Genomic DNA, 24,223 nt, shown 5'->3' with positions numbered 1-24,223 from the left:
CTCCTTTACGGTTACGTTCTTTATAATCGCTCACGTATATGCTTAACTCTTAATCTTTTCCCAAAAAACTAAAGGGATAAGAGCCTGATTGAGTGAAATATCATATGAGCACATTATTTGTGCTTTAATATAATATTGTGTACTATTTGATTGTGCACAATTAAAAATAAAGGATGGCCATCCGCATGAATGATTCACCATTATCGCTTGATCACCAGTTATGCTTTGCTGTTTATGCCTGCTCCAAGGAAATATCGAAAATGTATCGCGAAGAGCTGGATCCGCTCGGGCTCACCTTCTCGCAGTACCTGATGATGCTTGTGCTGTGGGAGGAGGACCATCAGTCCGTCAAAGCCATTGGCGAAAAGCTGTATCTCGATTCCGGGACGCTGACCCCGATGGTGAAACGGATGGAGGGCGCGGGTCTGGTCACAAGGAAGCGCTCTACGGAGGATGAACGAATCGTGCTGGTTCATCTTACCGAACAGGGACGCCTGTTAAAGCGCGATGCAGCGTGTCTGCCTGAGCGTCTTGGCAGCCGCCTGGGGATTGATGAGGAAGGCGCGAAGCAGCTGCTTCGTCAGCTGCACCAAATTACAGAACATATTCAAAAAGGAGAGAATTAACATGCAGCCACTTTATACTACAACCGCTACCGCTGTCGGAGGACGCGACGGCCGTGTCACTTCAGAGGATGGTAACCTAAACCTTGACGTTCGTACGCCGAAAGAGCTCGGAGGCAGCGGCGAAGAGGGAACAAACCCGGAGCAGCTTTTCGCCGCCGGCTATGCGGCGTGCTTTGAAAGCGCCCTGAACATGGTCGCCCGTCAGAAAAAAATCAAGCCGGATCATACAGAAATTACTGCCAACGTCTCCATCGGCAAGGATGACGGAGGCGGATTCGGCCTGGCCGTGAAGCTTGCGGTTCATGTGGAAGGCGTTTCGGAGGAGCAGGCGAAAGAGCTTGCCGAAGGCGCCCACGAGAACTGCCCGTATTCGAAAGCGACACGCGGAAACATTGAAGTGGACGTGACAGTAGCTTAAACTTTTTTAAGAATTAGGTAGTGTAAAGACTGGTGCTGGAGAACAGACTCCATCATCAGTCTTTTTATTTTGGTTTTTTAGTATTTAAGCTTGCGTACGTCATTATATGAGTATATAATAGATTTATAATATCTATAATTGGAAGTGAAAAGCGGGATGAAATTTTCAAAAGCCACCGACTACGCCCTGCATGCGCTGGTGTATATGATTCATCGTGACGGGGAGAGAACCAAAATCCCGGTCCAGGATTTATCGTTAGCACTGAATGTCTCTACCACGTACTTATCCAAAGTATTAACGCGTATCGTAAAGGCGAATTACATTAGCTCCACGAGCGGTGCCAAGGGCGGATACAGGCTGCAGAAGAACTGGGAAAACGTGAGCGTGTACGATATTGTGGTTGCGATCGACGGCGTGCAGACGCTGTTTGAAGACAGCTTTGATCACGGAGAGGAATGCAGAATTCAGGCGGCTATGATGGAAGCCCAGGAAAATTTAATCAGCACGCTAAAAAACAAAAGGCTGAAGGATTTAACGGTGTAGCAGATCCTTTTGCTTTATTATAATTATAGATAATAAGAATCTTTAATATACAGGAAGGGGTTTTAAAATGATGTATGACGTAATTATTATTGGTGGAGGACCGGCTGGATTAAGTGCGGCGCTTTATTTTGGAAGAGGATTAAAAAGGGCGCTGATTATTGATGAGGATAGGCCGAGAAACATCGTAACGCATGAAACGCACTCCTATTTAACCCAGGATAGAGTGACTCCGCAGACGTTCCGGAAGCGGGCCAGGGAAGATGCGTTGAAGTACGAGGGCAATACGCTGTTAAATGATAGAGTGACTGCAATACACCAGCATAATGACGGCTTTATCGTCCAAACGCCAGCGGGTCAGTTTCAATCAAAGCAGGTGTTGGTTGCCTCGGGATTAATCGAACAGCTGCCAGCGATTAAAAATATCGAACACTATTACGGGCAAAGCGTCTTTTACTGCCCGTGGTGCGACGGTTGGGAAATGAGAGACAAAAAGCTTGCCGTTATCAATCCGAATGAGCTGGTCATGCACATGGTTATGCTTCTCTCCAACTGGACAAACCAACTCGAAGTATTCACCGACGGCCACACCAGCCTGACGAAGGAAAATAAAAAGATACTCGAAGATAAAAATATTCCTTATCATCTGGAGAAAATTGACGAAATGTCTGGAGAGAAGGGACAGCTGCAGGCGATTAGAATGACCAACGGAGAAACGGTAGAGGTGGAGGGTGCTTTTACGTACGTCCACTGGAACACCAACTATGAATTTTTAAGCGATCTGGACGTGGAGCGGGATGAAAACAATCGATTTGTGCTCAGTCAGTTTGGAGAAACCTCTGTGAAAGGACTGTATGTGGCCGGCGAAGCAAAGGACAATTTTGGCAGCCAGCTGATAGCGGCAGCGGCGAACGGAGGGGAGGTTGCAAGATTCATGATGATGGGGCAAATTCAGGAGGCGTTTAATAAAGAAGCATAAAAGGGGCGGATGTTAATTGCCTCCTGAGTGCTATAATAAACCTGAAAGCTAACGAAATGAGGGAGAAAAGTGAGCTATCAGGTTGTACACACCACCGTGTTTTCTATGGAAAAGGGCGGAGGTAACCCGTGTCCTGTCGTTTTAGACGCGGATCATCTTTCCACAAAAACAATGCAGCAGATGACAAAGGAGTTTGCACATGAGTCAGCCTTTGTTATATCCTCCACCCGCCCGGACTGTGATCTAAAGCTTCGTTTTTTTGTTCCCTCCCATGAGATGGAAATGTGCATTCATGCCACCATAGGGAGCATCACGGTTTTAGTGAACAAAGGGGCCATTAGCCATTCCCCGGTCATTGTGGAGACCATGCTTGGGCCTGTAAATGTAAAATGGGAAAAGCATGATTCAAAGCTGGAGATAAGTGTCGAACAGTTCCCGCCCGGGTTTCTGACCACCGTTCCGTCGAAAGAAGAAATAGGCAGGGCACTGAATATTGAAACAGAGGAACTGGCAGAATGGCCGGTTCAATCCGTTTCGACGTCCCGTTATAAATTAATGATCCCTTTAAAAAAAGTAGAGACGTTGAACGCGCTTCAGCCTGATTTTAATTATCTCTGGGATTTATGTGACGAATTTAACACGACCGGCTTTTATCCTTTCGCTGTTTCACAACAACACGAAAAATACGTGCAGGCACGCCAGTTTCCCCGAAGGGCCGGCTATCCGGAGGATCCGGCCACCGGGGTGGCTGCCTCGGCCTTAGGCGCCTATTTAACGGCACATAAGATTTTGCCCCCAGTAAACGAAGGGTGGAATACCTTTCGTATTGTTCAGGGAGTCGCTATGGGAAAGCCGAGCATGATTGAATCGGAAACGTTTGTACGCAGCAATCAAATCGTAAATACCCGTATCAAAGGAAGCGCCGAAGAATTGAAATAGTGTTTTATACTTTCAGTATGCCCCGGAAGCCTCTCGCGGCGTAGTATGATTCGGCTCCGTTATGGTAGATGAACGTGCGGCCGTACCGGTGGTCGCCAAACAAAGCGCCGCCCCGTTTTCTTATATCCGCAGGCGTCTGAATCCAGCTTGACGTTTTCGTATCGATTTTTTCCAGCTGTTGAAGAGTGAGATACTGCTCTTCGGTTAAAATCTCGACACCCATAGCCTGAGCCATGTCGACAGCAGTTGTTTCAGGCTTATATTTCTTTCTTGCTTCCAGTGCTTCGCGGTCATAGCACACGCTTCGGCGACCCTTAGGGCTTTCGGCCGAGCAGTCACAGAACAAATATTTATTTTCTTCACGGTCTAAGCCAATCACATCCGGTTCTCCGCCGGTCGACTCCATTTCGTTCAATGACCACAGTTTTTCGTTGTCTCCCTCAAGCTTTTCCAGAACAGAAGCCCATGCTAACTCTTTATGGCGGTGCATATGCTGTTCGAAACGGTTTTCGAGTATTGCCAGAATAGCTTTTTTCTGTTCGGGAGTAAGCTGAGGAGATGTATCGTTTTTCTCCATCATGGGGAAATCCCTCCTTAAGACTTTACGGGCTTGTCTAATAGTGATAGGTAAGGCTTTGACGTGATCGCCACCTTTTCCCCCACTCCACACCGTACGTGAGAGTTTCCCCTCATACGGCGTTCCATCTAACCATATCAACATCGTTATTTCGTTGAGCGAAAGATCGGTTGATGCCCGGCCAATATTCGCCAGTCATCAAATTGCTGCTTCTTCCGATTGTTTAAGGTATAGTGACCTAACGTGGTTCGAGCTTGCTTTATATCTCCCTGATGAAGGGCTTGATGAATATCTTCTTGAATAATCACAAGGTTATCAAATCGATCGGTGCCGCCCTGTCCCAACGGGACCTTATGATGACAATGCCAACCAGTAAGCCCTAACGATAGACCGGTCATGGCACACCTTCCATACTGCGCAATGAAGGTAGTAATGCGGTTATCGTTGTATTCAATTGTCCGGTGAGGGATATAAAAGCGTTGGACATGACGTAATACTTCCACCGGTACAGCTTGCAGAGAATCATGAATGAGTGCTCGTCCTTGTTTCGTATACGAAGAAATAGCTGGTGTGAAATTTCGTGCGGACTGATGTTTCGTCGTATAGATTGGAAGGAGCACAATGCCCTGCAACTTGTACCACTTGGGGTGATACCTTCGGTATCGTTGCTGTAATCGATGGGGCAACTCACGTTTGCTCGCTCGTTTCCAGTCACGTCGCAATCGGTTGTAAAGCATTCTTGTAAGATGGTTACTCAAATGGTCTAAGTCTCGATTAATATGGGTTGCTGCCGAGTAATAATTTTGGATACCCATTACGGTAGTGTTATATTGCCAAGCCGCTTGTGGTGTTTGTTTGCGCGCCATCGCTTTTACAGCCATCGTTAGTTTCTGATAGGCTTGTTTTCTCGCTTTGGCTGTCATTCGACTATGAGCAACATGCCGATTTCGCTTTTTTCGTGCCTTGATCGAGAATCCTAAAAACGTACTTGCGTGTTTCTGAAGATTAACGATGAATGATTTTTCCGGATGGATATCCAACTTCAGACGAGTTTGAAGAAAATCCCGCGTCGCATAAAACATTTTCACCGCTGTCGGATAATCTCGGCACATAATTTTGAAATCATCGGCATATCGAACGAGAAAGCACTCTTTTAAATTCGTTTTCTTCAGCGCTTTATACTTTTCTGAACGACCAGCGTACGAATAACTGGTTTCGATTGTTTCCCATTGGTCGCTAATCCACCAATCCAATTCATTCAATGCGATATTAGAAAGTAACGGGCTCAAAATGCCACCTTGCGGTGTGCCTTGACGGGGAATGCCCTCTCCTTGAACTTCCGCTTTAAGCAGGGAAGACAGGATAGCGATCAAGGTTTTATCTCGAATGCCCATGCTCCATAGTTGTTTCAACAGTTTCCCGTGGTGTACATGATCAAAGAACCCTTGAATGTCCATGTCGATACAATAATGGAATCCTTTGCCTTTGCTATTAACGAGGGATTTCATTCGAGCCAAGGCATGATGCGTATTTCGATGCGGTCGAAATCCATAGCTATGCCCATGAAATTTTGCTTCACACACAGGTTCCAATACTTGAAGAATGCACTGTTGAAACAATCGATCCCAAATCGTTGGAATACCCAAGGGCCTTCGGCTTCCATCTGGTTTCGGAATGAAGGTTCGTCGAACCTTTTGAGGCTTGTACCACTGGAACATGGATCGAATATGCTCTATGACTTCCTCAATCGTTAATTGTTGAATGTCTTGGATGGTTTTGCCATCAACACCTGCCGTTAGGCTACCCATATTTCTCTTGATATTACGATAGGCCAAGCGAATATTTTCATCTTTGCTCATAAGCTCGACGAGCTTATAAAATCGGTCCCCATTGTGACTTTGCTGATACAAGGCATCCAAATTTCCTTGCATGCCGTAGTATTCAGCGTGTCGAAGCTTTGCTACTTTTTGAATAAGTCGGTACTCCTTTCAGAGGTAACCTTTATTAGTCCTACAAGAACCTTATCCGTCCCTAGCACAGCTTGTTCAATAAGGTGTTGATATCATCGTTAGACTAATGGCTATCCCTCCAGAATGTTTCCATTCCTTCTTCGGTACTGTGCCATCGCTCTCCCTGCTGTCAACGAAGGTTATGATTTTCCTTCACCCACATCATCGGCAGTAAGGCCTCCATGTTAGCAGGTTTCCACGTTCCGCTATTTCTATCTGTGCCCATGACCGTAGGACTCTCCTTTAAGCCTGCTGAGGGAATGCCGCCTGTAACGGCATATGGACTTTCATAACAATTATTCTTACTCACCCACGTCAGCGCCACGCCCGTGGCCTATCCATTTCTGGATAGTAATCGTTCTCGACCCGTACCTTCGGAGATTCGTCAGGTTCCTCCTACCCATGGTTTTACGGAACCGATTCTATCCCTAGTCATGTTGTAGACTCCCGGCCTATCAATGATAAAGCCCACCGCTGGGCCTCTTTCGAGATACCTTTCGGTATCTGACGATCATTTTCAGCCGTCTTTACCGAGCTTCGTACAAAGGCATGCTTACTTCATGCTTTTGCACGTCGGAGTATCAGAGGAAGCCCTTCCAGGCGTTACCCTGTCATTTGACTTCTCGAAATAGCAGTTCTCCTGACCGTTGGTCAGGGCTTAACCTTTTCAGTTAAGAACGTGTCGCACAATTATACCATTCCAAAGGGTATTGATTACCCGCTGCCCATAATGGGTATTTATACGAGAGAAAACGGATGAGTCTGAATCATTGAAGGAGGAACTAGATTGGCACGTTTACAAAACAAAGTTGCAATTGTGACCGGGGCAGCCGGTGGGATTGGTCTCGGTACTGCCAGACTGTTTGCAGAAGAGGGAGCGAAGGTTATAGCAGCCGACGTTCAATTCAATCTGCTGCAGGAGGAAGTAAAGAAAATACAGGACGAAGGGGCGGATATCTCTGCCTTCGAGCTGGATACCACCTCAGAGGAGAATTGGAAAAAGGCTGTTCAACAAGCGGTGGATACCTACGGGCAGGTGGATATTCTGGTCAATAACGCAGGCATCCACTATCCGAGCAAAATTCTCGAAACCTCCCTGGAGGAATGGAACAAAGTCATGAACGTGGATTCGACCGGGTACTTTCTCGGCATGCGCGAAGTGATCCCGGAAATGCAGAAGGCCGGGCAGGGATCGATTATTAATATAGCATCGATGGCCGCCTTAACCGGGTCCGGAGCAGCTGGCGGTAACGGCACAGCCTACAGTGCGGCCAAAGGGGCGATACGTTCCATGACGAAGCACGTGGCTGCCCATTTTGCCGAAGAAAGCATTCGGGCAAACAGCATTCATCCAGGTCCGATACGGACGCCAATCATGGGCGAGCGGCAGAAAACCATTTCAGAGGATAATCAGGACGTTGTGCCTCTTCCGCCCCACCACGGGGAAGCGGTGGACATTGCGTACGCTGCCCTGTACTATGCTTCCGATGAATCCCGGTTTGTAACCGGGGACGAGATGGTTGTCGATGGAGGATCGTTAGCTTAACAGCCGTTAGAATAACGAATAAAAATCGATTATTTTTCCAGTAAGGATTACCCTGGTAGCAGCTCGTATGCTACCTTGAGGGTAATCTTTTTTATTTGAGGTGAGCAGAGTTGAGCAGAGAAAAGAAGAAGCTTGATTTGGAACGTATTGTTTTTATCGGACGCACATTTGACGAATACCTGGATATGTTTGACCTGTCCAAAGCAGGGATCCAAGGAAGGAGGATTCTGGATTGCCCGGCCGGGGCCTGTTCGTTTACGGCTATCGCAAACAGTCTGGGAGCAGAGGTGACAGCCTGTGATATCGCGTACGATCACCGTGGCGAAGATCTAAAACAAAAGGGGCTTCAGGATATTGAGCACGCGGCGGAACACATAATGAAGGCCAAAGGTAATTACGAATGGGGTTATATTCATAGTGTTGAAGATTTAAAAAGCAGACGCACACAGGCACTGCGCGACTGTTCGGAGGATATGTATCATTCAGGCGGCCGGTACGTGCCAGCGGAACTACCGGTGCTGCCCTTTGAGGACAGCACCTTTGACACCGTTTTGTCCGCCCATTTCCTGTTTATGTACGCCGACCGCCTGAGCTATGACTTTCACATCGACACGCTTACAGAATTGGTGAGAGTAGCAAAAGAGGAAGTGCGCATTTTTCCGCTGGTGGATCTGAAGGGCGAGAGGTACGAGCATCTGGATGCAGTGATTGAATATTTAACCTCGGAGGGTCATATGGTGGAAGAAGTCTTTGTTTCGTATGAATTTCAAAGGAATGCGAATTCGTTTCTCCGGATCATGAAATCCTCCGTCGGTAATTAAGCCTGATGAGAGGAAAGCTCTCGAAACCTGCGGGGCGAGTCACGCACGAATGCCTGAAAATTCCGGTTGAATGAACGGAGGCTGCTGTAGCCGCAGTCTGCAGCAATTTCCCCGATCGGCTGCTGGCTGCTTTTCAGTAAATAGCAGGCCCGCGATACCCGATAATAGTTTAAGTATTCGGTAAAGGTCATGCCCGCCATGTGCACAAACAGCTTGGACAGATAAGGGTAATCATACTGCAAATGTTCAGCCACCGCTTTTAACGTACACGCGGAGGCGTAATTATTATCCACATACAAAAGCATTTGATGAAGGATTTTCGTTTTCGCAGAGTATTGTACGGGCTTGAAATCGGTGTTTTCCTCTAACGTACTGCATATGCCGTACAAAAAGCTTTTCTGCCTGTAGACGGAATCCCGAGACGGCAGCTGCATGTCCGGTGAAAGAGAAAACGTATTATTTACAGGGACCAAGCCTTTATAATCCATAAAAAAACGACCAATTAATTCAGGAGAAAAAATGATGATGGTGATAGCGGAATGCCCGACCGTTGTAAATTCATGCATCTGATTGTTAAAAATAAAGGCTGCCTCGTTTTGCTGCAGAAGATATTCTTTTTGGTCAATGGTTACCCGCACTTGTCCTTCCTGGACAAGGATCAGCTCATAGGCACGGTGAAAGTGAAGCGGAAAGCTGAAATTGGTTAAGGTGACACGTTGAAATGATTCCTGTTCTTCGACTCCGTGAGGCTCAAAAAAGACCAAAGCCGTATCCCCTTTCAAAAACACTAATATTGTCTTATATTATACTATTTTTTGAATAGAAGCATAAGAAGCTTCCCGCCTATAATAAAAATAGATTGATAGAAGGGGGAAAGCTTCATGGCACTTGAATATCATGTAGCAAAAAACGGCTCTGACAAAAACGACGGCACACAGGAAAGTCCTTTTTTAACAATTAATCGAGCAGCTTCACTGGCCACCGCGGGAGACACCGTAGTGGTGCATGAAGGTGAATACAGAGAATGGGTGAAGCCGAAAAACGGCGGCCGGAGTGAGACCCGGAGAATTACATATACCGCAGCTCCCGGAGAAAAGGCAGTGATTAAAGGTTCGGAACAAATTGACTACTGGGAACAGGTGGAGGGAACGGTCTGGAAGGCAGCCGTCCCAAACACGTTATTTGGCGACTACAATCCGTTTACGGAAGAAATATTCGGGGACTGGATCGTTCACAATCCGGGCAGGCATCTGGGCGATGTGTATTTAAACGGAATGTCCTTTTACGAAGCAGAAACCTTTGCGGAAGTGCTGAATCCCGAAAAGCAGACCGAGGTTTTGGACCACTGGACAAAAACGACTGTTCCTGTCCTCTATTCAGAGCAGACCACGTACCGCTGGTATGCGGAAGCAGACGGCAGCCATACGACGATTTTCGCCAATTTTCAGGGCGCTGATCCCAATAAAGAGCTCGTGGAAATAAATGTGCGGAAAGCCTGCTTTTACCCGGAATTGACGGGGCTTGACTATATTACGGTGCAGGGGTTTGAAATGGCCCAGGCAGCAACGCCGTGGACGCCTCCGACAGCGGATCAGCCGGGATTGATCGGACCGCACTGGAGCAAAGGGTGGGTTATCGAAAACAACGTGATTCATGATTCCAAGTGCAGTGCGATCAGTATTGGAAAGGAAGCATCCACTGGAGACAATTACCGGACAAAAAGAAAGGACAAACCAGGCTATCAGTATCAGCTGGAATCTGTGTTTATGGCCCGTCATATTGGCTGGAGCAAGGAGCGCACCGGCTCTCACATTATTCGGAACAACACCATTTATGATTGCGGCCAGAACGGGGTGGTCGGTCATCTGGGCTGCGTATTCAGCGAGATCTATCATAACCACATTTATAATATCGCATTAAAGCGGGAGTTTTTTGGCCATGAAATCGCCGGAATTAAGCTGCACGCAGCGATTGATGTCCAGATTCACAGCAATCGTATCTATGACTGCTCGCTTGGAATATGGCTCGACTGGCAGACCCAGGGCACGAGAGTAAGCAAAAACCTGTTTTACAGGAATAGCCGTGATCTTTTCGTGGAAGTGAGCAGCGGTCCGTATGTGGTGGACCATAATATTTTAACCGCAGACTATGCTCTGGATAACCATGCGCAGGGCGGAGCCTACGTGAGCAATCTGATTGCGGGCAAAATGGTGCACAAGAAGATGCTGGACCGGGCGACCCCGTATCACCTCCCCCACAGCACGGAGGTAGCCGGGTTTGCGCCTGTCTACGGCGGAGACGATCGTTTTTACAATAACATGTTTGTAGGAAAATCGGATTTGAAAGATGTAGGCACCTCCCATTTTAACGGATACACGGCGTCGCTTGAGGAATATGTCGAAAGGGTGGACCAGGTCGGCGGGGACCATGAAGCGTTCCACAGTGTCGAGCAGCCGGTCTATATTAATCATAATGCTTACTTTAACGGGGCCGTTCCGTTTGAAGGAGAACATGAGGCGTTAACTAAAGAAGCTTTTGACCCCGAGCTTACGATCATTGAAAAAGGGGATGAGGTGTATCTGTCCTGTGAACTGCCCGGTGAATTTGAACAAATGAATGGGGAGATAAAGCATACAGGAAATCTGGGGCGGGCGCGTATCGTGGATGCGGATTTTGAAAATCCGGATGGAAGCGAGCTCCGGATAGATACTGACTTCTTAGGCAAGCAAAAAGCCAATGCAGATGTGCCGGGGCCTATCGGTCAGCTGCAGGCTGGCAAAAACGAAATAAAGGTGTGGGGGTAATTTTTAATAGTACGGTGTCTGTTTATGATAAACGGGCACCGTATTTTTTGTAAGAAAACAGGCAGGATATTTAATAAAGCGTTTACAAAATAATTAGTTTGTTTTATGTTGAATACGTATTCAAAAAAAGGAGGATGTCCCATGCCCACTTATCTGAAAAGAGGAAAAAGCGATCAGGAGAAACAGGAGGCGGACACGAAGGTTCAGCAGGCAGTCCAGGGGATTATTCATGACGTAGAGGAGCGGGGAGATAAAGCGGTCCGGGAGCTCTCGGAAAAATTCGACAAATGGTCGCCGGAATCATTCCGGTTGTCATCTGAAACCATTCAACAGGTGATGGATGAGCTGCCGCAGCAGGTGATTGATGATATTAGCTTTGCGCAGTCGCAAATTCAAAATTTTGCCCGGCATCAGCGGGAATCCATTCAGGATATTGAAGTGGAAACGCGGCCCGGCGTGATTTTAGGACATAAAAATATCCCAGTGAACAGCGTGGGCTGCTATATTCCGGGTGGACGCTATCCGATGGTGGCCTCTTCCTACATGAGTATTGTCACAGCGAAGGTGGCCGGGGTCGAAAGAGTGATTGCCTGCACGCCTCCGACTAACGGGGAAATACCGGCAGCCACGGTGGCAGCCATGCATATGGCCGGGGCGGATGAAATCTATCTGCTGGGAGGAGTCCAGGCAATGACTGCGATGGCTGTCGGCACGGAGACAATTCAGCCGGTGGATATGATCGTCGGTCCAGGCAACGCTTTTGTAGCGGAAGCAAAGCGGCAGCTGTACGGCAGAGTGGGCATTGACTTATTTGCAGGCCCGACCGAAACGCTCGTGATTGCTGATGAAACAGCCGACGTCGAAATGGTAGCCACCGATATTCTCGGTCAGGCAGAGCACGGGCCCACATCCCCGGGGCCCTCATTACAACGTCCCAATTGCTTGCCGAGTCTTTGGAGGAGGAAATTGCCCGTCAGTTAAAAACCCTCCCGACAGCGGAAGTCGCAGAGCAGGCGTGGCAGGATAATGGTTCTATCATCGTCGTGGAAAATGTGGAGGAAGCTGTTCAGGAGGCGGACAAGCTCGCCTATGAACACGTAGAAGTCCTCACCAGGGATCCGGATTACTTTCTGGAAAACATGACAAACTACGGAGCACTCTTTCTTGGGCCGGAAATGAATGTCGCCTACGGGGATAAAGTAATTGGAACCAACCATACACTCCCGACCAAGCAGGCGGCAAAATATACGGGCGGTTTATGGGTAGGCAAGTTTTTAAAAAACTGTACGTATCAGCGCGTGACAAAAAAAGCCAGTGTTGAAATAGGCAGATACGCCGAACGGCTGTGTGAGCTCGAAGGCTTCGAGGGACATAAGGCCCAGGCTGCATTACGTGTGCAAAGATACAGCACGACTGACTGAACACCGGCGCGATATTGAGCCGCTTATTATGTAAATAGTTGATAAAAGCTTGCCTGTTAATGTATACGTATTCATAAAAGGAGGGAAAGCCATCAGCCCTAATCTGTTTTCTTTAGAAGGAAAAACGATTGTCGTTACAGGCGCTAACAAAGGCATTGGAAAAGAAATAGCGGTCATGCTGGCTGAGGCCGGTGCCCGTGTGGCTCTGGTAGCCAGGGAGGAGCAGGCTTTACAGGAAACAGCCCGGATAATTCAGGAGAAAGGTCAACCGGCCGAGCCGTTCCCATTTGATTTAACTGAAATAAAACATTTGGATGAACTGTTTGAAAGTATTTACAAACGGTTCGGCCAAATCGATGTGCTCCTGAACAATGCCGGCACGAATATCCCGGCTCCGGCGAAAGAAGTAACGGAGGAGCAGTGGGACCGCATCCATGACATTAATTTAAAAAGCGTCTTTTTTGCCTGTCAGGCAGCGGGCAGGTGGATGCGTAAAGCAGGACAGGGCAAAATCATCAATATGTCCTCCCAGATGGCTTTTGTGGGGTATTACAACCGCGCTGCCTACAGCTCGAGCAAGGGAGGCGTTACACAGTTGACAAAATCCCTGGCTATTGAGTGGGCTTCTGACGGCATCAACGTTAATGCTTTAGCTCCGACCTTTATTGAAACTCCAATGACAGAAAAAATGTTTGAGGATACAAAATTTAAAAAGGAAGTGCTTGCCAGAATTCCGCTTGGCAGGCTGGCCCGTCCCGAGGATCTGTTCGGAGCGGTCGCTTTTCTCAGCTCGGCTTCCTCCGATATGGTAACCGGACAGACGATCGTCGTCGATGGCGGCTGGACGGTCTGGTGAAAAACTGCAAATAATACACAAATCGAAACTCTGCCGTTTGACGACGGCTGCCAAAGGGAAGGCCTGCTGTAGACAGACATCATGGAGGGATCACAGATGAGCAGTAAAAAGGGTTTTGGTGACAAACTAAAAGGAAACGCGAACAAGGTTAAAGGGGAAGCAAAAGACCGGATGGGAAGCGCCACAAACAATTCCAAAATGCAGCGTGAAGGAAAGAAAGATAAGCTTAAAGGCGTTGCCCAGGATAAAAAAGGCGATTTTAAAAATAAATAATCATTATCCTTCTAATGAAAACAGCCCTGCTCACGATAAAAGCGGGGCTGTTTGTATGTGCCGGTGATATTGAAAGGCAGAAGACTGTTCCGGTCATCTATTTCCCCAGAAGTCGAGCAGAATGCCATTATCCTTAAGCAGGGCGGAGGCAGCCAGAACGCCGCTGGTGGTTACCATTGGCGAACCGCCGCCGGGGTGGGTGGAGCCGCCGGCAAAATAAACATTCTTCAAATCCTGGGAGCGGTTGAAGGGTCGCAGAAACGCATCCTTCCGACGGTTGGAGGCAAGACCGTAAATGGAGCCTTTGTATGCGCCAAACGTTCCTTCCAGATAAGACGGACCGAGTACTTGTTCCTCCACAATATGCGGACGAAGAAAAAGGTCAAATTCCTCCAGCTTGTCGTATACCAGGTTTTTGTAGGACTGTTTTTCTTCCTCTGTCATAGCGCCTCCGGGAAGTGCCGGGGCATTAATTAGAATAAACAGATTGTCGCCATCCGGGGACTGGCCGTGGTCGCTGTACGAAGAGTTGCTGATATAAACGGTCGGATCATCCGGAAACAATCCATGCTTAAGCTGTTCAAATTCTTCAGGATAATCCGCAGAAAAATACACCTGATGATGCTTCAACTGCGACAGGCGGGTGTTCAGCCCGGCCATGATTACAAACGCGGAAATCGATGGCTCAGGATTCTTTGGAACCGTTCGGTCTTGCTGAGCGGAGGCCGGGAAAAGCAGCGGATACTGGCTGAGAAGGTCACCGTTTAGTACCACGCTGTCCACCTCCAGAGAGCCCGAGGCCGCATAAACAGTTTGAGCACGTCCATTGTGTGTGGAGACGTGGTGCACAGGATCATTGAACGAAAAGGTGACACCAAGCTCTCTGGCCGTTTCATAAAACACATCGGCAATTTTCACATTTCCGCCCGGAGTATAGTATACGCCATCAGCAAGCTCAAGGTGGGCAATCAGCGCAAACGTTGCCGGGGTATCGTACGGAGAAGAACCGATATAGGTCGCATAACGGTCGAACGCCTGCTGTACATCCGGATGCTTAAAAAAACGGCGGTGGAAAGCATGCATGGTGGTAGCCGGACGCACTTTGCGAAGAGCAAGGGCAAGCCCCGGGGAAAGGTAATCCAACGGTGACTCAAAGGTGCGCTGCAGAAAATTTGCCGTGGCGAGCTTGTAAAGCCGCTTGACCTCCCGAAGGTAGTCATCGTACCGTGAGGCGTCTGCTTCCGAAAGGCGGGCAATAGCCTGTTTTGTTTCGGCGGCGTCTGAAGAAACCTCGAGCGTGCTGCCGTCAGGGAAATAATTACGGGTGTGCTCCGGCAGCTGCCTGAACGGAAGGAGATTTTCGGGCTCCCTGCCGGCAAAAGCAAGCACGCGGCGAAATATATCCGGCATCGTAATGGTGTTGGGTCCGTAATCAAATGCGTGGGTTCCAAGCTGGAACGGGCGGAGCTTTCCTCCAGCCCGTTCGTTTTTTTCATATACAGTAACATTCTGGCCTGTTTTGGCGAGCACGATGGCAGCGCTTAAGCCGCCGAGCCCGGCACCGATAACAGCAGTAGTGGTCATTGGTAGGTCCGCCCTTTCCAAGAGTAGCCTTTTTTCGTTTTATCCAAATAAATCGAGTACAGCAGCACAGCGATCATGACCCCCGAAGAAAGAGGCTGAACAAGTACCGTCCACCACGGGTGGGAAGCTTTTAAGGTAATGCCGGTGCGAAGCACAGCTGTCAGCACATATGGAATGGCCAGCTGCCACTCGGCTAGAACAACGGCAGCCAGCAGAAGAAAGGCCGGCACGATAAAAAAAAGCGTATGCACAGCAATGACTGCCACAGCAATGACTGCTGAGCGGCCGATCCCGGGGAAAATATTTTTACTGAAGCCAAGCCACGCCTCCCGGCTCGACTTGTACATATAGCAGGTAACGGCCGAGCCCGGAGAAACAAGCAGTGTTTTTAAACCGTGCGATTTTATATTCTGGGCAAGCGCCATATCATCAACGAGCGCCTGTTTGACAGCGGCATGGCCACCAGCCCGGTCATAGGCCGGCCGGCTGAAAAATAAAAAAGCTCCGTGCGCTGCAGTAAAAGCCCTCCAGGTGGTGCGGTTGGCAACTGGAACAGGAAGATGAGCATACACGACAAAATGCTGCATATACACAAGCAGCCGGCCCCAGAAGCCCTCAGTTTTGAAATGAGGAAATCCGGTAACCAGGCCGGCGTCATGCTTCTGAAGAGCGCCCTCTGCCCATCGGAGGGCATCCGCGTGCACTCGTACGTCAGCATCAATAAAGCACAAATACTGTCCGGAAGCTTCCCGGGAAAGCTGATGACAGGCATGCACCTTGCCGTTCCAGCCTTCCGGAAGCGCAGTCCCTTCAATGTAACGTGCATTGGGCCAAGAGCGGACAGCATCCTGCAGGAGCATTTTTGTGCGGTCCGTGGAATGGTCATCGAGAAAGATGAATTCTGTTTTTAGATCGTCGGCCTGGCGGAGGCTCCGCACAAGCGCCGGCACGTTTCGTTCTTCATTGCGAAGCGGTACAAGCACGCTGATCAAGCCCGGGCGCTTTGGAAAAGAAAAAGAGGCGAGAGAAGGCAGAGTCCACACATTAATGAACGTAAATATCGTCCAGGCACTGAGGATACATACGAGAATCCATAGAAACATGGCGGGCGTCCTTTCTATTTTTTCTGCCGGAGGCCGGTCCACCAGCTGCTCATTGTCTGCGAACCTCTCAAAACAGTAGTGTAGTTGTCCAGGTGCTCGTACGCGATGTCTTCACGCATCTCGTCCCACTGATGCTGCAGATGGCGCTCAAGTGCATCCTGGGCTGCCGCTCTTGAAGCGAGGTTTTCCGGTGTCCGCGGGAGCGGTGGGCCAATATTGATAAAAATTTCAGGCTTTTGATGATGCAAAAATGTGTAGTGCATCGTAACCGGTACAAATGGAACGTCCACCCTGGGAAGAAGGTAGGAAATGCCGGGCTGAAGGGTGATCGGAAAATGATCGGCGTGGATTTCCGCCCCCTGCGGGAACAGCCAGACGTGATGGCCGTTTACGAGCTTCTCTTCTGTATGGCGGAGGGCATGGATAACGTCTCGGCGGCTGCTGCGGTCCACCGAATAGGCCCCGAGCCTGCGGAAGAAAGGAAATTCACGCAGTCCTTCTTCGTCCATCATGACGTAGCCGGGATGGCGGAACCAGTATTTATTTAAAAAGTAGATTAAAAGTCCGTCCCACCAGTTGCTGTGATTGACATAAAAAAGCGCAGCATCATCGGTGTAGATGCTGTTGTTGTGCATATGTACGGCAGAAAAATGCTTATGGATCAAGCGCCGGTCATACAAATAAAACAACTTTTCAAAAAGCGGCTGTTTATTTTCTGTAATCATCTGCGCACCCCCTGTGTTTGACTATATATAGAATGAAGGTTTAAATCGCTATAAAAAGAAGGTATATACAATTAGAATAGAGTTCTATTCCTTATTCACGCTCATTTAAAACGTATTGTACAAGCGTTCAAAAAAGAGCGTTTCGTCCTGCATTATGTAGCTTGTAATGATAAGAGCGTTCCGGAAGGTTTGTGCGCAGGCGTGAAGTTCGTTACACTTACTAAAGCATCCGCACAGCTTGATCGCAGTTGTGACTATATAAAAAGGAAGTGAATGATATGTTAAAAAAATTATTTGGAAAAGAGCAAAAGCCTGTAGACGTTACAATAAAATCACCAGTCAGCGGAGCATTCGTTGATATAACAGAAGTGCCGGATCCAACATTTTCAGAAAAAATGATGGGAGAAGGATTTGCGGTGGATCCATCGGAAGGAATTATTCTTTCCCCGGTCAAAGGGAAGGTAGAGCAAATCTTTCCCACGAAACACGCCATCGGCATTCGTTCCGAAGAAGGCCTGGATGTATTAATTCATATCGGTCTTGAAACGGTGTCTCTTGACGGAGAAGGCTTTACATGCAAAGTATCCGAGGGAGACAGCGTCGAAGAGGGGGAGCTGCTGATGGAATTTGATATGGATGTGATCAGTGAAAAAGCTGCCAGCAAAATCACACCGGTCGTATTCACGGAAGGCGATCAGGTGGAAAACATTCAGATGAACAGTGAGAACCGCCTGAAGGCAGGAGAAACGGTGGTAGCGACGGTCACTGTAAAAAAATAATGAAATACAAAATCCAGCCGGCTCCGGCTGGATTTTTATGTTATGACCCGTTAATCAACTACTGTACTTCCCGGGTCGAGAAATAAAATAGTTACAAGCGCAAGCAGAAAGCAGTAGATCGCAAAATAGGTGAGTTTTCCTTTATTCAGGAAGTTAATCAGCCAGATGATGCCGAGCCAGGAAGTGATCAGTGAGGCGATAAATGCTGCAACAAGCGACACTGCACCTATAGAAGCGAGGCTGCCGTCTGTAATATCACCTAGCGCGAGGACGGTTGATCCTAAAATGACCGGGATCGAAAGCAGAAATGAAAACCGGACCGACGTTTCCCTGTCCAGGCCTGAAAATAAAGCGGCAATCAGCGTGCTTCCGGATCTTGAAATGCCGGGGATAACAGCCACTGTTTGCGCAAGGCCTACAATGACGGCATCGAGCGCCGTCATTTCATTCACCGTACGGCGTCCGATCGTGTAGGCCCGCTCGATGATGATGAGAAAAATGCCGGTCAGGGTGAGCGATATAGCAATCATGACTGGTGTTTTCAGGGCGCTGCCAAGAGAATCCTCTAGGAAAACGCCAAGAATGCCGGTAATAATGGTCGCAAGTACTATGTACAAACAAAGGAAAAACTCAGGGCGGTCCTCCCGGCGCCTCTTGGCGATATAACGGAAAAAGACCTGAATCAGGTGGACGATATCTTTGCGGAAATAAAAAATTACAGCTACGATTGATCCCAGGTGCAGAAAAATTTCAAATGACAGGCCGGGGATCGAATGGCCGAGGAGAAACTCTGCGATGATGATATGGGCGGTGCTTGAAATCGGCAGGAATTCTGCAATGCCCTGGACGATTCCTAGAAAAACAGCTTCAAAAATATTCATGGGGTCCAACTCCTCCATCAGATTACTTGGATAGTGTAGCAAATCTGGTGATAATTAGGAAGAGTGAAAATAAGCAAATGACTATTCTCACAGACAGTTAAAGACTGGTAAACTAAAACGAATGAATCATATTCGATGCAGAAAGGACGTTAATAATGGATTTTACAGAAAAAACAACGCAGAAGGAAACGATATTCGAAGGAAAAGTCGTCGATTTATCGGTGCACGAGGTGACGCTTCCGGACGGGAGGAGCAGCAAACGAGAAGTGATTAATCACAGCGGCGCGGTAGCTGTGGTGGCAGTCACGCCAGAGCAGAAAATAGTGATGGTGAAGCAGTACCGCAAGCCGCTCGAAAAACCGCTGGTGGAAATACCGGCCGGAAAACTCGAAGGCACTGACAGTCCGGAAGAAACTGCGGCCCGGGAATTAAAAGAAGAAACCGGGTATACTGCAGGGCGGGTGCAGAAAATTGCTTCATTTTATACCTCTCCCGGATTTGCAGACGAAATTGTCCATCTGTATGAAGCGTTCGATCTTGAGGCCGGCGAACCGGAAACCGAAGAGGATGAATTTATTGAACTGAAGGAAGTAAGCTTGAAGGAAGCGGACGAGTTGATCCAGAGAGAAGAGATTCATGATGCTAAAACCATGTATGCGGTGCAGTATGTAAAAACCATTCTCGGTCAGCGGTAATTGAGATTGAATATCGTCATTTATCTGTCACATGGGGGTATCATTGATAATCAACGCCTGAATAACTGAAATTGCGGGACAAATAAGGTCTGTATGCAAAATTCATGCCAATTTATTTATAATAATTTTAAAGTGAGAATGGTTATCGGTTTTATATTGACAGGCTTATTTAAAATTATTATAATAAGTTTATTACCCTTGAAGGAATAAGGGAGGTAGCGATAATTGGAAAATCGGGTAGAACGTATTAAGAAACAGCTGCATGAACAGAGCTACAAGCTGACCCCTCAGAGGGAAGCAACTGTACAGGTGCTTTTGGAAAATGAAGAAGATCATTTAAGTGCAGAAGATGTGTACCTTCTGGTGAAGGAAAAAGCGCCGGAAATTGGTCTTGCCACCGTGTACAGAACACTTGAATTACTTAATGAACTTGAAGTCGTGGATAAAATCAACTTCGGTGATGGAGTTTCACGGTATGACCTGCGAAAAGAAGGAGCCAGCCACTCTCATCACCATCTCGTCTGCATTGAATGCGGAACCGTTGATGAGATCCAGGAGGACCTGCTTGCAGAGGTCGAAAAGATTGTAGAAAAAGACTACCAGTTTAAGGTAAAGGATCACCGTTTAACGTTCCACGGGGTCTGTTACCGCTGTCAGGCGAAGGCAAAAAAGAACGAAGAAAGTGCGGAGGCTGCTTCGCTGCACACGAATTAACACATGTACGGGCATCGTCTTTTAACAAAGAGCGGTGCTTTTTTTATTGTCCGTTAGAATGAAAGCGGTATATTTACTGCCGCATTCGCCCTTCCCTAGTAATAAGCGACTATGCTATTCTTAGAAGGGAAGATTGGGAAGCAGGAGGCGGTCGTATGACCACGGAGGTACTGGACTTTATACATTATTGCCAAGTTGAAAAGGGCCTCTCCAAGAACACGATTCAGTCGTATCAAAGAGACCTGGAACACTATAGAAAATTTATGCAGCTTCGGGGGAAGGAGTCATGGACGGACACAGAACGTGCGGATATCGTGGATTTTTTGTATGCTCAAAAAGAAGCCGGGCGCTCTACAGCTACGCTGGCGCGCTTTTTGTCGTCGGTCCGGGCGTTCCACCAGTTTCTTCTGCGTGAACAGGTAGTAAAAAAGGATCCTGCGGAATTGATTGAAATTCCAAAGGGAGAAAAAAAGCTTCCGACCGTGCTGTCCACTCAGGAAGTCGAGCGGCTGCTCACAGCAGCCGAAGGAACGACAGCCTTTGCAAAACGGAACCAGGCGATGCTTGAATGCATGTACGCTACCGGTCTGCGTGTTACGGAGCTGTGTGAGTTAAAAATTTCTGATGTGCACCTGCAGATGGGATTTATCCGCTGTGTTGGCAAAGGAAACAAAGAGCGGATTGTGCCGCTCGGAAAAGTGGCTTCCGAGGCTATTGATACGTACATACATTACGGCCGGAGTACTCTGATGAAAAATAAACGCCACGACCTGCTATTTGTAAATCATCACGGCAATCCGCTTTCAAGGCAGGGTTTTTGGAAAATATTAAAAGCAACGGCAGGCAAAGCGGGCATAGAAAAAGCATTAACTCCGCATACCCTTAGGCATTCCTTCGCCACCCACCTGCTCGAAAACGGGGCAGATCTGCGGGCGGTCCAGGAGATGCTCGGACACGCCGATATTTCCACTACCCAGATTTATACCCATGTATCCAACCATAAATTAAAAGATGTATACCTGCAGGCTCATCCAAGGGCCTAGCAGAAAAGGAGAGAGAGCAATGGAAAACTACAAGTATCCACGCGTTTTTTTAGTTGTTATGGATTCTGTCGGTATCGGCGAAGCCCCTGACGCTGAAGAATACGGGGATAAAGGTGCCGACACGCTCGGCCATATCGCTCAGCATATGAACGGGATCAAAATTCCCAACCTTGAACGGCTCGGTCTTGGGAATATCCGGGAAATTCCGGGCGTGGAAGCTTCAGAGGCGCCGACATCTTCGTACGGCTACATGGAAGAAATGTCGCGAAGCAAAGACACGATGACCGGCCACTGGGAAATCATGGGCCTTTATATTGATGAGCCGTTCCGCACATTCCCGGATGGCTTTCCGGATGAGCTTTTGCAGCAGCTCGAACAGGAAACCGGCCGGGGCATCCTTGGAAACAAAGTAGCTTCAGGCACCGAGATCATTGAAGAACTTGGCGAAGAGCACCAAAAGACCGGCAAGCTGATTGTCTATACCTCGGCGGATTCAGTACTTCAAATCGCGGCCCACGAAGATGAGGTGCCTATTGAAGAACTGTACGACATCTGCGAAAAGGCCCGGGCGATGACGTACGAAGCACCGTATATGATCGGCCGCGTGATCGCGCGTCCGTTCAAAGGCTCCCCTGGAAACTATGAACGGACGTCCAACCGCCACGATTATGCGCTTAAGCCGTTTGGCCGCACGGTCATGAACGACCTTGAAGACGCAGGACTCGACAGCATTGCTATTGGAAAAATCAGCGATATATATGACGGCGAAGGGGTGACCGAGTCGATCCGGACCTCCTCCAATATGGATGGTATGGATCGTGTGACGGAAACGGCGCAGAAATCGTTTACCGGGCTCAGCTTTTTGAATTTGGTGGATTTTGATGCCAAGTTTGGCCACCGCCGCGATCCGCAGGGTTACGGAGAGGCGCTCGAGGAATTTGACGCCCGGCTGCCGGAGCTGCTCGACGCAATGGACGAAAATGATCTTCTGCTTATTACTGCCGATCATGGAAACGATCCTGTCCATCACGGCACTGACCATACCCGTGAAATCGTGCCGCTGCTTGCCTACAGCAAAAGCACCGGCTCTGCCCCGCTGGGCACCCGGAAAACATTTGCCGATATCGGTGCCACGGTAGCGGATAATTTCCGTCTATCCATGCCGAAGTATGGCACGAGCTTTTTACAGCAACTAAAAAGGAAGGGTGAATAACTTGAGTATCCAGCAGCAAACCAAAGAAGCAGTTCAATACATTCAGTCCAATATCTCTGCCGTGCCGTCAACCGGCCTCGTGCTCGGTTCCGGCCTGGGGGTGCTGGCCGATGAAATTAAAAACCCGGTCGTTCTAAAATATGAAGATATTCCCGGCTTTCCCGTTTCGACAGTGGAAGGTCACGCGGGCCAGCTTGTCTTCGGTGAACTTGAAGGCATGCAGGTGGCAGCGATGCAGGGACGTTTTCATTACTATGAAGGATATTCTCTCCAGGAAGTGACGTTTCCAATCCGGGTAATGAACGCTCTCGGAGTGAAGCGGCTTCTTGTTACCAACGCTGCGGGCGGCGTAAATCATGACTTTGAACCGGGCGATTTAATGATTATTGATGATCACATCAATTGGCTCGGCGCTAACCCGCTTATCGGGGAAAATGATGCAGAGCTCGGTCCCCGCTTTCCGGATATGAGTTCGGCGTATTCAAAAGGCCTGGCCAAAATAGCTGACGAGGCGGCGCTGTCACTGAATATCCGCATTCAGCGGGGCACGTATATGGCAAATACCGGACCGGCCTATGAAACTCCGGCAGAGGTCCGCATGGCACGGGTGCTGGGTGCAGACGCCGTTGGCATGTCCACGGTGCCGGAAGTGATCGTTGCTGTACACGGAGGCATGGAAGTTCTCGGCATTTCCTGCATTTCAAACCTGGCTGCCGGCATGCTCGACCAGCCGTTAAGCCATGATGAAGTCATGGATACGACATCAAAGGTACAGGAAGATTTCTTGAAATTAATGAAAGAAACCCTTCGCCGGATCGCACAGGAGGATGCCTGAATGAATGCTGTAAAAATAAAGGAAGCAAAGGATTATATACAGTCGAAATACAGTGCTGCGCCTGAGGTCGGCATGATTCTTGGCTCCGGGCTCGGCGACCTGGCTGATGACATTGAAGCGGGTACCGTGATCCCTTATGAAGACATCCCGCATTTTCCTGTTTCCACAGTGGAAGGTCATGCCGGGCGTCTTGTGCTTGGAGAGCTTGAAGGAAAAACAGTGGTAGCGATGCAGGGCCGCTTTCATTACTATGAAGGCTATTCGATGCAGGAGGTAACGTTCCCGGTGCGGGTGATGAAAGCGCTCGGCGCCGAGTTTTTATTTGTCACCAATGCCTGCGGCGGGATGCAGTCATCGTTTCGCCCGGGAGATTTAATGGTGATTGAAGATCACATAAACTTTACCGGAAGCAACCCACTGATCGGTCCGAACAACAGCGATCTCGGCCCGCGTTTTCCCGATATGAGCCAGGCGTATGATCCGGTACTCCGCGGGAAGGCGTTCCAGGCCGCTGAAACGCTGGAAATTGACTTGAAACGCGGCGTCTATGGCGGCATCGGTGGTCCAAACTTTCTAAGCCGGGCAGAACTGATCCTGCTTCGCAACGTCGGCGCTGATGTGGTTGGCATGTCCACGGTGCCGGAGGTGATTGTGGCCCAGCATGCGGGGCTGCGCGTCCTCGGTGTTTCGTGTATAACTGATATGGCCATTGGAGAAGAAATCGTCAGCATTTCCCACGACGAAGTGATGGAAACGGCGGCTAAAACCAAACCGATTTTTATCTCTTTAATGAAAGAAATCGTCAAAAATACGTAATTAACAGCAATGTGTAAAGGGGCCGT

At 48.6% G+C, this 24,223-nt stretch carries 24 protein-coding genes and 1 pseudogene; 18 read left to right on the top strand and 7 right to left on the bottom strand.

The window, feature by feature from the left end; genetic code table 11:
* Window positions 1-185 precede the first annotated feature (185 nt).
* The 5 genes from Q0757_RS08165 to Q0757_RS08145 all read left to right on the top strand — a co-directional run bounded on the left by Q0757_RS08165 (window position 186) and on the right by Q0757_RS08145 (window position 3,502).
* On the top strand, window positions 186-626 hold the full coding sequence (locus Q0757_RS08165; protein WP_298786112.1) for a MarR family winged helix-turn-helix transcriptional regulator: 441 nt from the start codon (window positions 186-188) through the stop codon (window positions 624-626).
* 1 nt (window position 627) lies between these two features.
* On the top strand, window positions 628-1,044 hold the full coding sequence (locus Q0757_RS08160) for an organic hydroperoxide resistance protein (RefSeq protein ID WP_298786110.1): 417 nt from the start codon (window positions 628-630) through the stop codon (window positions 1,042-1,044).
* A 156-nt stretch (window positions 1,045-1,200) separates the two neighbouring features.
* A complete protein-coding gene (locus Q0757_RS08155) occupies window positions 1,201-1,587 on the top strand; it encodes an Rrf2 family transcriptional regulator (protein WP_298786108.1) in 387 nt (128 codons plus the stop codon).
* Window positions 1,588-1,654: 67 nt separating this feature from the next.
* Window positions 1,655-2,563: an NAD(P)/FAD-dependent oxidoreductase gene (locus Q0757_RS08150; RefSeq protein WP_298786106.1), complete on the top strand. Its 909-nt coding sequence runs from the start codon at window positions 1,655-1,657 to the stop codon at window positions 2,561-2,563.
* Window positions 2,564-2,632: 69 nt separating this feature from the next.
* Window positions 2,633-3,502, top strand: coding sequence for a PhzF family phenazine biosynthesis protein (locus Q0757_RS08145; RefSeq protein WP_298786104.1), 870 nt, complete (start codon window positions 2,633-2,635; stop codon window positions 3,500-3,502).
* A 4-nt stretch (window positions 3,503-3,506) separates the two neighbouring features.
* Here Q0757_RS08145 and Q0757_RS08140 read toward each other — a convergent pair whose 3' ends face one another.
* Window positions 3,507-4,079: a DUF4256 domain-containing protein gene (locus tag Q0757_RS08140; RefSeq protein WP_298786172.1), complete on the bottom strand. Its 573-nt coding sequence runs from the start codon at window positions 4,077-4,079 to the stop codon at window positions 3,507-3,509.
* Window positions 4,080-4,225: 146 nt separating this feature from the next.
* A complete protein-coding gene (gene ltrA / locus Q0757_RS08135) occupies window positions 4,226-6,010 on the bottom strand; it encodes a group II intron reverse transcriptase/maturase (protein WP_298786102.1) in 1,785 nt (594 codons plus the stop codon).
* An 865-nt stretch (window positions 6,011-6,875) separates the two neighbouring features.
* Between ltrA and Q0757_RS08130 the strand changes: the two genes are divergently transcribed.
* Together Q0757_RS08130 and Q0757_RS08125 are read left to right on the top strand one after the other, a co-directional pair.
* Complete coding sequence (locus Q0757_RS08130; protein ID WP_298786100.1) at window positions 6,876-7,634, top strand: SDR family NAD(P)-dependent oxidoreductase; 759 nt, start codon at window positions 6,876-6,878, stop codon at window positions 7,632-7,634.
* A gap of 110 nt (window positions 7,635-7,744) precedes the next feature.
* Window positions 7,745-8,455, top strand: a complete 711-nt coding sequence (locus Q0757_RS08125) for an SAM-dependent methyltransferase (RefSeq protein WP_298786098.1) — start codon at window positions 7,745-7,747, stop codon at window positions 8,453-8,455.
* On the opposite strand, the gene Q0757_RS08120 is transcribed toward Q0757_RS08125, so the two are convergent.
* Window positions 8,452-9,219, bottom strand: a complete 768-nt coding sequence (locus Q0757_RS08120) for an AraC family transcriptional regulator (protein WP_298786096.1) — start codon at window positions 9,217-9,219, stop codon at window positions 8,452-8,454. The two genes, Q0757_RS08125 and Q0757_RS08120, sit on opposite strands and share 4 nt — an antisense overlap.
* A 117-nt stretch (window positions 9,220-9,336) precedes the next feature.
* Here Q0757_RS08120 and Q0757_RS08115 point away from each other — a divergent pair, with 117 nt between their 5' ends.
* The 4 genes and pseudogenes from Q0757_RS08115 to Q0757_RS08100 all read left to right on the top strand — a co-directional run bounded on the left by Q0757_RS08115 (window position 9,337) and on the right by Q0757_RS08100 (window position 13,809).
* On the top strand, window positions 9,337-11,259 hold the full coding sequence (locus Q0757_RS08115; RefSeq protein WP_298786094.1) for a right-handed parallel beta-helix repeat-containing protein: 1,923 nt from the start codon (window positions 9,337-9,339) through the stop codon (window positions 11,257-11,259).
* Between the two features lie 141 nt (window positions 11,260-11,400).
* A pseudogene (gene hisD, locus Q0757_RS08110) lies at window positions 11,401-12,680 on the top strand (histidinol dehydrogenase).
* A 49-nt stretch (window positions 12,681-12,729) separates the two neighbouring features.
* A complete protein-coding gene (locus Q0757_RS08105) occupies window positions 12,730-13,536 on the top strand; it encodes an SDR family NAD(P)-dependent oxidoreductase (protein ID WP_298786092.1) in 807 nt (268 codons plus the stop codon).
* Window positions 13,537-13,632: 96 nt separating this feature from the next.
* Window positions 13,633-13,809 (top strand): CsbD family protein, encoded by a 177-nt coding sequence (locus tag Q0757_RS08100; RefSeq protein WP_298786090.1) that lies wholly within the window; start codon window positions 13,633-13,635, stop codon window positions 13,807-13,809.
* A gap of 93 nt (window positions 13,810-13,902) precedes the next feature.
* On the opposite strand, the gene crtI is transcribed toward Q0757_RS08100, so the two are convergent.
* The 3 genes from crtI to Q0757_RS08085 are packed head-to-tail and all read right to left on the bottom strand — an operon-like array spanning window position 13,903 to window position 17,221.
* On the bottom strand, window positions 13,903-15,393 hold the full coding sequence (gene crtI / locus Q0757_RS08095) for an NAD(P)/FAD-dependent oxidoreductase (RefSeq protein WP_298786087.1): 1,491 nt from the start codon (window positions 15,391-15,393) through the stop codon (window positions 13,903-13,905).
* Complete coding sequence (locus Q0757_RS08090) at window positions 15,390-16,496, bottom strand: glycosyltransferase family 2 protein (protein WP_298786085.1); 1,107 nt, start codon at window positions 16,494-16,496, stop codon at window positions 15,390-15,392. Before Q0757_RS08090 ends, crtI begins: the two co-directional genes overlap by 4 nt.
* 14 nt (window positions 16,497-16,510) lie before the next feature.
* A complete protein-coding gene (locus Q0757_RS08085) occupies window positions 16,511-17,221 on the bottom strand; it encodes a lysophospholipid acyltransferase family protein (protein ID WP_298786083.1) in 711 nt (236 codons plus the stop codon).
* A gap of 278 nt (window positions 17,222-17,499) precedes the next feature.
* On the opposite strand from Q0757_RS08085, the gene Q0757_RS08080 reads away from it, so the two are divergent.
* On the top strand, window positions 17,500-18,000 hold the full coding sequence (locus tag Q0757_RS08080) for a PTS glucose transporter subunit IIA (RefSeq protein WP_298786081.1): 501 nt from the start codon (window positions 17,500-17,502) through the stop codon (window positions 17,998-18,000).
* Window positions 18,001-18,050: 50 nt separating this feature from the next.
* Here the strand turns inward: Q0757_RS08080 and uppP are convergent, their stop codons facing one another.
* Window positions 18,051-18,881 (bottom strand): undecaprenyl-diphosphatase UppP, encoded by an 831-nt coding sequence (uppP, locus tag Q0757_RS08075; protein ID WP_298786079.1) that lies wholly within the window; start codon window positions 18,879-18,881, stop codon window positions 18,051-18,053.
* A 155-nt stretch (window positions 18,882-19,036) separates the two neighbouring features.
* Between uppP and Q0757_RS08070 the strand changes: the two genes are divergently transcribed.
* From Q0757_RS08070 to Q0757_RS08045, 6 genes are all read left to right on the top strand, one after another.
* The gene (locus Q0757_RS08070) at window positions 19,037-19,576 is read left to right on the top strand and encodes an NUDIX hydrolase (RefSeq protein ID WP_298786077.1); all 540 of its coding nucleotides are present in this window, start codon (window positions 19,037-19,039) and stop codon (window positions 19,574-19,576) included.
* A gap of 225 nt (window positions 19,577-19,801) precedes the next feature.
* Window positions 19,802-20,290, top strand: coding sequence for a Fur family transcriptional regulator (locus Q0757_RS08065; protein WP_298786075.1), 489 nt, complete (start codon window positions 19,802-19,804; stop codon window positions 20,288-20,290).
* Between the two features lie 155 nt (window positions 20,291-20,445).
* Entirely contained in the window at window positions 20,446-21,333 is an 888-nt protein-coding gene (xerD, locus tag Q0757_RS08060) for a site-specific tyrosine recombinase XerD (protein WP_298786073.1), read from the top strand.
* Window positions 21,334-21,352: 19 nt separating this feature from the next.
* The gene (gene deoB, locus Q0757_RS08055) at window positions 21,353-22,546 is read left to right on the top strand and encodes a phosphopentomutase (protein WP_298786071.1); all 1,194 of its coding nucleotides are present in this window, start codon (window positions 21,353-21,355) and stop codon (window positions 22,544-22,546) included.
* Between the two features lie 7 nt (window positions 22,547-22,553).
* Window positions 22,554-23,381, top strand: coding sequence for a purine-nucleoside phosphorylase (locus tag Q0757_RS08050; protein WP_298786170.1), 828 nt, complete (start codon window positions 22,554-22,556; stop codon window positions 23,379-23,381).
* Window positions 23,382-24,197: a purine-nucleoside phosphorylase gene (locus tag Q0757_RS08045; protein WP_298786070.1), complete on the top strand. Its 816-nt coding sequence runs from the start codon at window positions 23,382-23,384 to the stop codon at window positions 24,195-24,197.
* Window positions 24,198-24,223 lie beyond the last annotated feature (26 nt).

Source organism: uncultured Marinococcus sp. (genome assembly GCF_947493875.1).
In the GTDB taxonomy this organism is placed as follows: Bacteria; Bacillota; Bacilli; order Bacillales; family Marinococcaceae; genus Marinococcus.
Note: the sequence above shows the minus strand (reverse complement) of the source record. Positions and strands in the feature narration are given on the sequence as shown.